This is a genomic window from Sulfurospirillum arcachonense DSM 9755, from assembly GCF_000597725.1.
GTDB classification, from domain to species: domain Bacteria; phylum Campylobacterota; class Campylobacteria; order Campylobacterales; family Sulfurospirillaceae; genus Sulfurospirillum_A; species Sulfurospirillum_A arcachonense.
In genome coordinates, this window is sequence record NZ_JFBL01000007.1 from 51,006 (window position 1) to 63,554 (window position 12,549).

At 27.7% G+C, this 12,549-nt stretch carries 13 protein-coding genes; all 13 read right to left on the reverse strand.

The window, feature by feature from the left end; translation table 11 throughout:
- Positions 1-111: 111 nt before the first annotated feature.
- From K354_RS0106900 to K354_RS0106955, 13 genes are read right to left on the reverse strand one after another with little or no spacing between them, the layout of a single operon-like run.
- On the reverse strand, positions 112-696 hold the full coding sequence (locus tag K354_RS0106900; protein WP_024954771.1) for a hypothetical protein: 585 nt from the start codon (positions 694-696) through the stop codon (positions 112-114).
- Positions 693-1,646, reverse strand: coding sequence for a hypothetical protein (locus tag K354_RS0106905; protein WP_024954772.1), 954 nt, complete (start codon positions 1,644-1,646; stop codon positions 693-695). Before K354_RS0106905 ends, K354_RS0106900 begins: the two co-directional genes overlap by 4 nt.
- Positions 1,646-2,323, reverse strand: a complete 678-nt coding sequence (locus K354_RS0106910) for an ABC transporter ATP-binding protein (RefSeq protein WP_037940429.1) — start codon at positions 2,321-2,323, stop codon at positions 1,646-1,648. Before K354_RS0106910 ends, K354_RS0106905 begins: the two co-directional genes overlap by 1 nt.
- A complete protein-coding gene (locus K354_RS0106915) occupies positions 2,320-3,420 on the reverse strand; it encodes an ABC transporter permease (protein WP_024954774.1) in 1,101 nt (366 codons plus the stop codon). The genes K354_RS0106910 and K354_RS0106915 overlap by 4 nt, the downstream gene beginning before the upstream one ends.
- Complete coding sequence (locus K354_RS15100) at positions 3,410-3,598, reverse strand: hypothetical protein (RefSeq protein ID WP_024954775.1); 189 nt, start codon at positions 3,596-3,598, stop codon at positions 3,410-3,412. The genes K354_RS0106915 and K354_RS15100 overlap by 11 nt, the downstream gene beginning before the upstream one ends.
- Positions 3,598-4,659, reverse strand: coding sequence for a nitrous oxide reductase accessory protein NosL (locus K354_RS0106925; protein WP_051505398.1), 1,062 nt, complete (start codon positions 4,657-4,659; stop codon positions 3,598-3,600). Before K354_RS0106925 ends, K354_RS15100 begins: the two co-directional genes overlap by 1 nt.
- A gap of 1 nt (position 4,660) precedes the next feature.
- Entirely contained in the window at positions 4,661-5,503 is an 843-nt protein-coding gene (locus K354_RS0106930; protein WP_024954777.1) for a cysteine-rich Sel1 repeat protein, read from the reverse strand.
- An 11-nt stretch (positions 5,504-5,514) separates the two neighbouring features.
- Entirely contained in the window at positions 5,515-6,348 is an 834-nt protein-coding gene (locus tag K354_RS14085; protein WP_037940432.1) for a tetratricopeptide repeat protein, read from the reverse strand.
- 15 nt (positions 6,349-6,363) lie between these two features.
- Positions 6,364-7,644, reverse strand: coding sequence for a coproporphyrinogen III oxidase family protein (locus K354_RS14090; RefSeq protein WP_084607337.1), 1,281 nt, complete (start codon positions 7,642-7,644; stop codon positions 6,364-6,366).
- A gap of 11 nt (positions 7,645-7,655) precedes the next feature.
- Entirely contained in the window at positions 7,656-8,159 is a 504-nt protein-coding gene (locus tag K354_RS0106940; RefSeq protein WP_024954778.1) for a CopD family protein, read from the reverse strand.
- Between the two features lie 33 nt (positions 8,160-8,192).
- Positions 8,193-10,874 (reverse strand): cytochrome c biogenesis protein CcsA, encoded by a 2,682-nt coding sequence (ccsA, locus tag K354_RS0106945; RefSeq protein WP_024954779.1) that lies wholly within the window; start codon positions 10,872-10,874, stop codon positions 8,193-8,195.
- A gap of 27 nt (positions 10,875-10,901) precedes the next feature.
- Positions 10,902-11,843: an NrfD/PsrC family molybdoenzyme membrane anchor subunit gene (nrfD, locus tag K354_RS0106950; protein ID WP_024954780.1), complete on the reverse strand. Its 942-nt coding sequence runs from the start codon at positions 11,841-11,843 to the stop codon at positions 10,902-10,904.
- A gap of 2 nt (positions 11,844-11,845) precedes the next feature.
- Entirely contained in the window at positions 11,846-12,523 is a 678-nt protein-coding gene (locus K354_RS0106955; RefSeq protein ID WP_024954781.1) for a 4Fe-4S dicluster domain-containing protein, read from the reverse strand.
- Positions 12,524-12,549 lie beyond the last annotated feature (26 nt).

Below are 12,549 nucleotides of genomic sequence, written 5' to 3' on the forward strand. Positions count from 1 at the left end.
ATAACATCCGAATATGAAAGGTTTATGAATTGTATATGAACAAATATTCATATTAAAAGAAGTGTCAAGTAACTAGTAAATTGTCAGTAAAAAAAGCAGTGAGTTTTATTTCTATTTTGGGTATAGTATCAGTTTTTTAATCAAAGGGTTCAGCAAAGTTTCTCCTCTAAGTACATAGAGTCTCACTTCATCAAATTCATATATATCTTTTTCTGCATCTGATTCTTTATAATTTTGCAGTCCATACTCATGAGCGGAAAATGTAAAATCACTACCAAGTGCACCCATTGAAGTTCCGTATGCTCTGACGCCATATCCAATTGGCGTTATACCATCTCTTATATACCAAGCTTCATATGCATCAATATAACATGAACATTCAGGGACAAAAACAAACATTTTTATATCTTTTTTAAAACTTTGTTTATCAACCCAACGAATCATACACCCAACATCATCAAAAAAATAAGTTCTTCCACTTGGAGTTACAACTTGTGCAGAAGTATCAAGTTTTTTGACCATCATGCCACAATCACTACATATAACAGTTTTTTCTTTTTTTATTTCAACTACAGGAAGAGGCTCTTTTTTTATATTCTCATCTACATAATATACATTTTCTGAAGTAGTCTGTGCATAATTATAGATAAAAATACCAAATATAATTAAAATAAAATATGGTAATACTCTTTTCATAAAAGCACTCCATTTTTTAAATAATAACTCACTACAAAATATGTAGATAAAGCAACAAATATGGTGGTAAACAATATACAATACTTATGCAAATAAGTATATTTTTTTAATGTTATAGATTCAATTATATAAGGAGATATACCAAAAAAAACTCCTAAAAAAAGAGAAAACCAAATAAAGTAGCCTACATAAAAATACTCTTTTTGCAACATGCAAAATGGACATTTATGGTTTGGTAATTCATAAATGTATGTGCCAAAAAAATACGTAACAGCATAATATGATGTAAATAAAAACAGTATATTTGCAAAAAAACTAATGATGCTTTTTTTATAGTACGATGATATTAAGATAACTACAAAAAGTAAGTAATATATTATCAGTAAGCCTGATGTGTTTAATTCAAATGGTAAATTATCTAATTTAAAAACTGTACTACAACAAAAGACTGGTACACTTAATGGTATATTCATAAAATAAAATAGCTCTAAGCAAAACTCTATACATGTAAGAACAAAAATAAAACTAAATAGATAATACTTCTCTTTTATATATGGAAAAACTTTTGATTCTAAGTCAAGTTTATTAATAATAATCCAAATACTAAGTAAAAATAACATAAAAATTTTAAACAACAATAAAATGTTTCCGTAGGAATTTGCTCCAATAACACCTGTTGCACACATAGCTCCAGGAACTAAAAGTGAAAGCTCATCCAATGATTTAACAAAAAAGATAAAAAGTACTATTTTTACTGATACTGTAAAATATATTATAGTATTAACCAAATAATTTCTTTTTTCCAAAGCATATTGAAAAGTAGTGGTTGCACTAAAATCCCAATATTTTAAAACTTTTAAGACAGAAAATTCACTAATAAATAACAAAAGTAATAAAATAACTTCTATAAATATAAAAACTACTATGTCATTTAACAAAAAAAGAGACATTAAATAATTGCTCCATCTTCTATATTTACATATGTATCAACAAAAGCTAAATTATCAAATATTGTATCATGAGTTGCTACAACTACCGTTTTATTTAATTGTTTGAATTTTTTTAAAATATCAACAAATATTAATGAATTATTTTTATCTAAATTTGCAGTAGGCTCATCAGCTAAAATAAGAGAAGGTGAATTGACTAAGGCTCGTGCAATTGCACACCTTTGTTTTTCTCCTCCACTTAAATTTGAAACCATCTGTTGAGACTTATGCGCTATGTTTGCAACTTCTAAAGCTAAATTAATTTTTTTCTTTAATTCATCTTGATTTATATTACTTAATACTAGAGGAGCTTTAACATTATCATAAACACTTAAGCCATCTACTAAATTGAACGATTGAAATATAAATCCAACCTCTTCATTTCTATATTGCGAGGAAAAAATATCAGGAAGTTTTGCAATATTTTGCTCATTTACCAATATATCACCGCTACTTGGTTTACTTAGTGCTCCAATAAGAGAAAGTAAAGTACTTTTTCCACTGCCACTAATACCTTTTATAATAACAATTTCTCCACACTTTATATTTAAATTTATATTTTTAAGGGCAAAAAACTCATTTTCTTTTTTTTCATTATAAATCTTGTATAAATTTCTTATTAAAATTTTGGATCTCATTTTATTACCTCACTCATATCTTCTACTGCTATTTTCCATGCAGGCAATAAAATAGAGGCTAAAAAAGGAATAACAGTAAATATAAACATAACAAAAAGTGTTTTTACATCTACAATAGGTGTAAATATAATATGGCTAGCATCATGCCCTAAAAATATATTTTTTAATAATGGAGCACCAAAGATAAATACAAAAATATATGCTAAGAATACACCTAAAAAGTAAGAACAAAGAGCAACTACACTATTTTGAATAAATTTAAGAAAAATAATATCTTTTATCGCAAACCCTATACTTCTAAATATTGCTATTTCACGTTTTTTTTCACCAAATACAGAAGATATTTGATTTTTTAAAAGAATAAAAAATGATATCATCGATACTATATATAAAATCATAAATATACCTCCTTTATAATAAAAAACATATTCATAATCTGACTTTAAATCATTTTTTGTTTTTACCTTTATATCAGGATACAAATCAACTATTTTTAGTGAAATAAAATCTATCTCACTATTATTAGGAACTAATACATCTAGATAAGAGTATTCATCTTCATCCATATTCAAAATTTTTCTTGCAATATCTTCGTTTACTAAGATAACATCATTAGAAATGATATTGGATTTAATAACTTTTTTAATATCCAAGCTAGTAATACCATCTTGGGTTAAAAAATTAAATTGAGTGGTGTATTTAAATTTTGCTAAAATAGATTTAATTTCAGAAGATATAATCATACTATGCTCATCTAAAGATTCATCAACAACTATATGAAAATATCGTCTATCTTGAGCAAAATAATAATAGCCATCAACTTTACCTTTAACGTTATCCACTCCAGAAATTTGTAAAATACTATCAATATGCTCTTCACTTAAAGGTGTATACCTACCAGACTTTGTATTTTTTACTATAATTTGGTGCTGTTTATCCAAAGCTATAAACAGATCATGTTTAATAGAATCTGATATAAATAAGATTGAACTTGCTAAAAAAACAATAAAAGTAAAAATAAAAAAACTAAATAAGTACTCTTTTTTATCTTTTAAAAGTAAAAGTATAGAAAAATCAACAAAATTTTTATTTATCATAAACAAACTTCTTATATTCTTTTGACGCAAAGGAAAAAGAGGGAGATATAGAAGTCATTTTTGAAGAAATCTCCTTAATCTTATCTTCTTTTTCAACATAATCATAAGTCACTAAATCACCAATAATGATTACTAAAAAAATGAAAAAAATAATTAATATCCTTTTTATAAAAAACACTACAGCTCCTCAATCTCTTCTAAAACATCTTGATCAATGTCATAAAAAGTAAGTACTTTTTTTCCAAAATGATCTTTTTTAAATGCATACGCACTAATTTCAGAGCTAAAAGGTATAAGCTCATTTCCCATAGGACCATATACGTTAGATCCAAATACAAAATATGCATCTTTAGCTTTAATTTTCGTTGTTGAAAAATAATCAGTTATATAAATATTTTTTACATCTATATCTTCTTTATGAGAAAAAATATACTTTATCATATCTTTCACACCATCAAAATAGAGCTTTTTATCTGCATCTATCATAGCTGCCCATTTTGGATACTTATGAACAAACATACCACATATAGGACATTTTGCATCTTTTGGTACTTTAATCGAACCTATTGCCCCCATTTTTTTATGAAGTTTTTGTGTATCCCAAAGATATACAGCTACAGCTTGCAAAGCTTTATCTTTTGAAATCTTACATTCACTTTTTAGCCCTGCTTTTAAAGAGGCTATACTCTCAAAAGCTTCTGGGTTTACTTTATTACATTTAGCTAAATACAATTTTTTGCCAACTTTATAGACTTTTTTTTGTCTTTTTGTATTTATCATTGATGTATCTTTTTTTAAATCTATTTTTGCTAATTCATATGCTTGTGCAAAATCAACAATTTGTCCACCATATTTTTTTCTAAACTCTTGTACATCTTTTTCTTTTGCAAATGCATATTTGCTATGTACACTCATTGTCCCTTTTTTGGTGCTATTAACCACATAATAAGCATTTTTTACACCAATAAACTTTAAACTTTTAGTATCTACAACTTTTGCATCTTGAAGTTTTTTTCCATTATTTGATTCAGCTAAACAATGTAAAGAACAGTACTGATGATTTTTATGAATATGATTTGTTTTATAAAACTTTGGTAAATTCATCCCGCAATTTGGACAATACAATTTTGTATTACCTTTTTGAACAAATGTCCCTTTGTCTTCAGATATTGACTGAAACATTTTTGCATTTGAAACAGTAAACATGAGTGCTAATATACATAAATACTTAACAAACATACTAATTTCCTTTTTTACTATCATCTAAATATTTATAATTGGTACATGCTAATTTAAGCCCTTTATCACAGGCTGTTTTAAAAAGACTTTTAGCTTTTATAGTATCTTGTTTTACACCATTTCCCTGAATATGTAATATACCAAGGTTATTACATCCTTTAGCAAACTTTTTATCACATGCTTTTTTGTACAATTGGGAAGCTTTTTTATAATCTTGTTTGAGCCCTAAACCATTTTCATGCATAACACCAAGATTTTCACAAGCCATATAAACATTACCATCACATGCTTTTTTATAAAATGCATTTGCTCTTTTATAATCTTTTTTAACGCCTTCACCATGAGCATACATGTAACCTAAATTATTACATCCTATCAAATCAAAACTTGCACAAGACTTTTCATAAAAAGTAGTTGCCATTTTTTTATCTTGAGTAACTCCATCACCTTGGGCATAGATTCGTCCTAAATTATTACAAGCTGCTCCATCCTTATCTTTACATGCTTTTTTATATAATTTCACTGCTTTTTTTATATCTTTTTTAACATTTTTTCCAGCGCTATAAATCACCCCTAAGTTATAACATGCTGAAGTAAATTTTTCATCACATGCTTTTTTATAATAACTCATGGCTTTAGTAACATCTTTTTTTATTCCATCTGAGCCCATATATAAAACACCTAAATTATAACAAGCTGATGCTTTTCCTTCATTACAAGCCTTTTGATATATACTTGCTACTTTTTTATGCTCACCTTTTTTATGCGCTTCAACACTTTCTTTTATATACCCAGCTTCAGCTGTAAGAAAAAACGCCATTAATATAATTATAATTTTTTTCATTTTGATTCCTTTTAAAAACCCATATCAGTTAACATTAAATACTCTATACAGCTAGCATTATCACCCATACTACAAGCTCTTTTATATATCTTTCTTGCTTTTGGGTAACTTTGTTTTACACCTCTACCTGTTGAATACAAAATAGCTAATTTATAACATTGTGTAGTGTTACCAACTTTACACCCCTCAGTATACTCATCAAAAACTTTTTTAAAATCTTTAGAATCAAGTGCTGCTACACTTTTTATTTGAATATCTACAAGACGAAAACAAGATTGCGTATCTTCTCGATCACATCCTTCTTTGTACCATTTTATAGCTTTCTTTTTATCTTTTGGCTCATAAATATTACCTAACTTGTAACATCCTAAAATTGCTCCTTTTTCACATGCTTGTTCATACATACTCACCATATTTTCTTTATTTTTATCAGGATTTAAAGAATATTGGTACATCCCTCCTAAATTATAACAAGCCAATGAAAAACCATTTTTACAAGATTTTTTATAATAAGTTTCTGCTTTTAAATAATCCTTTTCAACATTTACAATACCACCCTTATCAAAACAAACACCTACTTGAAAACAACCTCTTGCACTACCAAAAGTACATGCTTTTTCATATAAATTGAAAGCTTTTCTAAAATCTTGCTTGAGACTTTGTTTATTTTCATACATAAAACCCAATTTATAGCATCCATCTGCATTATTGTTATCACATGCTTTTTCATAATTTAGTGCTGCTTGTTTATAATTTCCTTTAGCGTATGCTTTTATACCATCTTCTAAAAAACTTCCATAAAGTAACATTGAACCCATAAATAAACAAATTATAATCTTTTTCATATCTATCCTTTTTGATTAATTTAATGTCTCAGTCATAATTGACTTTCTCAACATTGCTCTAATATTATCCATACCCATATAAAACTCCTTCATCATAGAAACAATAAGAAACTCTCCAAATCTAGTTGGATAAATAATCCCTTTTTTTATATCAATTGCTTTAACTCTTTTTAGCATAAAAATTTCTAATTTTAAAATGTTTTCTAAATTAACTTTAAATAGTTTATTAAACTTTTTAATTTCAACACAACCACCAAAAAGATATAGTAAAAATTGATATTGAATATGTTTTTTAAGTGTAAATAGCTTACTCGAAGCAATAATGGCATTAGTATTATTGGTAACTAATTCTTTATATTGATTTAAATCATAAGCATTTACATGTAATTGATTATTAATATGGCTAAAAGCTCCACTGCCTATACCTATATATTCACTATTCGTAACTGTGTATTCATCACTAATATTTGTCTTTGTTTTAGAAAATGACCATGCATTATTTAAACTATAATCCGCTAATTCTTCTCTTATAATATTATATAACTCAAACTCTTTACTCTTCTTCAAAGTCAAAAAATGCTCTAACATTGACTGATTTATGGCTTTTGAATTCATAAGAGGATATGTAGTGATTTGTTCAACATCTAATTGTTTTGCTATATGTAAATCATGTCTTAGCATCTCTTCATTTTGCATATCCAAATTAAAAATTAAATCTAAACTAATAATAGGGATAATTCCTACAACAGCAGAAATTTTATCTTGCAAAATTTCAGATGAACCATATTTATCATATCTTGAAATCTTTTTTAATATGCTATTATCAAAAGTTTGAACACCAATAGAGAGTCTATCAATAAGTCCTTTAAAATTTGTAAGGATATTTGCATCTATATGATTTGGTGTACTCTCACATGAAACTTCTTTGATATCAAAAAGTTTCTTTGCTAACTCTAACGTTAGCATAAGTTCTTTTTCATCGATTAGAGGAGTCCCTCCACCAATGTATAAAGTGTCAAAAGAAAATCCTTCTTCTTTTGCTTTTAATAATTCTAATCTTACATTTGCAAAATACTCTTTACATGTACTTTCATTGTATTTAAATTTGTGGAAAGTACAAAAAGTACAAAATTCATGGCAAAAAGGTACATGTATATATAAAAAATAACTTTTATTTTTATCAAAAATATGTTTTGTAGGTGATGTTGTATAACCTAAATCCAAATTAGAAGCCATAGATTTTCTTATTGCTTCTGCACTACTAAATAATGAGGCTGTTTCTATAATCTTTTTCATTGTTTTTTATTTCAATCTTTAAGGGTTGCTATTTTATAAATAATAAATCCAAATATAATAATTACGGCTAACGAATACCACAATAAAGAATCTTTTATAACTACGTAACTTACAATCAATGTTGATAACAAAGTTGGTACTTCATTATATGCTCTAAAAAAATGACCGCTTTTTGTACACTCATTTTTTGCTAAACTTACTCTATAGTATTCCATACTAAAACTATATATTATTAAAAAACCTAACGCTAAAATTTTTAAATGCATCCATGATTCTTGTAAAAGATATGGATTTAAATACAATATTAATCCACCACTGGCAATAGAAGCCCACAAAGCTGGTAAACCAATGTATTTATATAATTTGTATTCTTGAATCTCAACTACTTGAACAAACTCTTTTTTATGACTATGTTCTTTATGATAAACAAATAACCTTGGCAAATAAAACATTACTGCCATCCACGACATCACTGACATAAAATGAAATGTCAATATATATGTATAATACTCCACAATCTATCCTTATTTTTGAGTTTTAAACTCATTTTATTTAATTACTTTAACCGCTCGACCTCTATAAGCTAATGATGCTATTATAAGAACTATCAAAATCATATAATATACAAAATTAGGCACAGGTACCTTATCTCCTGAGGCATATGAATGAAGACCTGAGAGATAAAAATTGACTCCAAAATACGTCATTATAATTGATGCAAATGAAATAACTGAAGCCACTGAAAATACATAAATAGTATTCAGCTTTGGAATGAAACGTAGATGTAAAACCATGGTGTAAACAACAATTGAGATAAAAGACCATGTCTCTTTTGGATCCCAACCCCAATATCTTCCCCACGATTCATTTGCCCAAACACCACCAATAAAATTACCCACTGTTAATAACGACAAACCTATTATTAAACTTATTTCAGTAATTGCTGAAATCTGTCTTATTTGAATATCTAATCTAATTTCATTTTTTTGATTTCTAAATATCATCAATACTAGTGCAATAAAAGCAAGTAAAGCACCAAGTCCTAAAAATCCATAACTAGCAGTAATAACTGATACATGTATGCTTAACCAATACGATTTTAAAACAGGAACAAGCGTTGTAATTTGAGGACTAATAAAATTAAGATGCGCTACAAGCATAATGACTCCACCTAAAAGTGCTGATGCAGATAATGCTAATAATGATTTTCTAAACACTATAAGACCAGCTAAAAGTGTTGACCATCCAATATATATTAGTGATTCATAAGTATCACTCCAAGGAGCATGATTTGAAATATACCATCTCATAAGAATTCCAGCACTATGAAAGAGAAATCCAAAAAGTAAAAGATAAAAAAATATTTTATTTAAATATCTATAATTTTTTTCAAAAAATATTGAGATAATTGCAATTACTAAAATAATAAATCCCAAGATAAAATAAAAACTTATAAGCTTTTGAAATATTTTCAATTTATTAAATAAAATCTCAACATCTAATTGACTTTTTGTTGGCAATATATCACTACTGTATTTTAGTTGATTATTTTTTAACGCTTTTAATGCTTTATTAGCTTCAGCCCAATCATTATTTTTTATGCCTACTTTTAACGCTTTTATATATGTATACAAAGTTTCACGGATATTTTGTTCTAACCATATCTCTGCACTAGCATCTTGAGGGCTATACCATGTATTTTTTTCATCATTTGGTTTTGGAATAAACTTAGTAAAAAATCCTTTAGATGCCATATAAAATATATTTAATCTTTCATCTAATTTAATGAGATCCTTATCAAAAGTTCCTCTTTTAGCAGGTGCTTTTGCATTAGCCTCATCAACTTCATTTTTGAGTTTATACTCTCCATTTTCTTTAAAAATATCAGAAAAAGATATATATTTTTCTGATTGACGAATACCTATAAGTTTTTTTATTTTTTTATTTTTTATTTTAATTAATTTTACATCTTCCCAAACTAAAGGATCTGCTAAAATCCCTAACATAATTTGCTCTGGTTTTAAACCAAGTAATGAATCTTTTCCTGACATTTTGTGCATAACATCAATAGACTCTGTACTCATAGGTTTAATACGACCATTATAATCTTGCACTAAAAGTTTTCCAAAAGCTTTTGAGTGTTCTAGAGAATTCACTTTGTATTTTTCAATATATGCCAAAGCATCCGCTTTTAAACAAGTTGAGAAACTCATAAGAACAACTATCATAAGAGACAAATTACTTTTGTGTAAAAAACTTTTTAGTCTAGAAAACCTACTTCCTTTTGTAAAAAAGTTTAATACAAATCCTAAACTCAACAAGAAATAGCCTAAATATGTAGGCCATTTACCTGGATCATTATTAACAGAAAGAATTGTGCCTAACTCATCTCTGTCATATGATGATTGAAAAAATTTAAAACCTTTATAAGAGAGTGGGTGATTCATAAAAATTCTATGTTTAACATTAATATTTTCTTTTTCATCTATTAGTGTTACTTCACTAGCATATGAAGAAGGACTCATAGAGCCAGGGTATCTATCTATTTGAAAATCTTCTAATTTAATTTTAAAAGGTAAATTAATCAACTTTGAACCCCAAGATACTTGAACTTCTAAACCATCATAATAAAGACTACTTGGAGGCTCAATACTACCATGTCCCCCTCTTACTTCTATCTCTTTTACTTGTCCATTATAAGTGACTTTTAAAGTTAATTTATCTACATTTGTAATTTTAAAATATTGATACTCTTTAAATTCTACAATAAAGTTTTTACCTTCTATTTTATCTTCAAATTTAAAATTATTATTTCCTATTTTTCCAAGGGCAAGTAGATGCTCGTAGCTTTGATTTTCCGTATTGATTTGAAGGTATGACTCTTCTGATATTACTTTATACTCACTCATACCTTCTCTTACATGTAAAACTCCTTCGTAACCAAAATATCTTGTTACTCCAGCACCAATTAAGACAACAACAAATCCTACATGAAACACAAAAGCTCCAAGTCTTCTCCACATTTTTCTCTTATATACTAACCCTATTAATGAAACAGCTAAAAACACCATAACCACTTCATACCAAAGCGCATGATAAACTAATACTTTAGCAGTTTGACTATCATAATCATTTTCTATAAATGTAGCAATAGCTGCCCCAACTCCTAATATAAAGAGCATTAAAATAACAAAACTATAAGAGAAAAACACTTTTTTGAAAAAACCCATACTTATCCTTGAAATAAACTAAACAATTTATACGCTAAAAATTTGCCCTGCATACACTATAAATAGACGTAAACAAAAAACGCCAACTAAACTAGAAAGTCCAGATGTATAAAATACCGCTAATGAATTTGACATCTTTTTTCCTAAGGCAAAATTTAAAACTAGTGGTAATATAAAACCAATACCTACAACACCAAACCAAAACACATTTGCCCAGACTCCACTGTGAAATCCTTCTATAGCAACATGTCCTGATGCTCCACCTACTAATAAACCAACATAAAGCATGCTTAAAAACATTACTTCTACAAACATTATTGGCCATTCAACTTTATGAAGAATTTTCATATCGCCAGAATGCATATCTTCTTTAAATAATTTATGTGATACTAAACTCAACGATGCAACACCAACTGAAAGTCCAGAAACTACAAACAGGGCTGGTAAAATTGCAGTATTTAACATAGGAAAACGAACTAATATTGAAATTAGAAACCCTGTATAAGCACATATAATCACAGCAAAAAATACTGTCACACCTTCAAGAGGACTTCTTACTATTTTTAATAAATCTATAATTGGAGATAAAAATCCAAAAAGTGATTTAATTTCTTTTTCAAAAGCATATATAACTATTACACATGTTAAAGGAATATACACGGATATCGCAGCAACACCAATAGACATAACAGAAGAAAAATTATAATTTATTAAAATCTTCCAAAAAACAAAAGGTTTTTCCAAATCTGCTACTAAAAAAACCATTCCTAACATAATTGTCGAACAAGAAATTAAAGCAGACGATTTGTATACTGCTGTATTTTCAGTTTGCTTTTTATAAAACCGGATTGCTAAAGCTAATATTAATGCTCCTCCAGAAATACCTGCTAACAACAAATAAACAGCAATTGGCCAATGCCAACCTATCCCTTCAGTGAAACCAACTGTAAAATTAATTGATTCATTCATGATTAAACTCCTAACTTAACAATAGGTATGTATCTTAAACTAGGTTTTGTACCAAAACCTGGTTTCATACGAACAGAATCTTTCACTCTTAATAATTTATTTATATAAGATGTTTCATCATTTAAATCTCCAAATACTAAAGCTGTATACTTACAAGCTTCAACACATGCTGGTTTTTTGCCTTCTTTAAAATTGCTATTTAAACAAAAATTACAATTTTCAGCAGCTTTTGTCTCTTCATTAATAAAACGAACATCATAAGGGCAAGCAACAATACAATACTTACATCCTATACAATCATCCGCATTCATAGTAACAATATTTGTTATTGAATCTCTATGTGAAGCATTTGTAGGACAGGCTTGCACACAAGGAGCCTCTTCACACTGTTGACAAGAAACACGAACATATCTTTTCTCATCAGTATGATTCTGATCAGTTTTATCTTGAACAAATAGACGTTTTTGCCCTTTTGGTACTAAATTTATCTCTGCACATGCATTTTCACAATCAGTACAACCAACACATTTATTTTGATCAAAAACCATCCCATAATGGGGACTTTTGTCAACTTTTTGATTTTCTTCATTAGCACTTAAACTATATTGCATAGTGCTAAGAAGAACTGAACCAAAACCTATGCCCTTTAGGAAAGTTCTTCTATCATTTTTATTACCCATTTTTGCCTCCTATAAACTCTTTTACA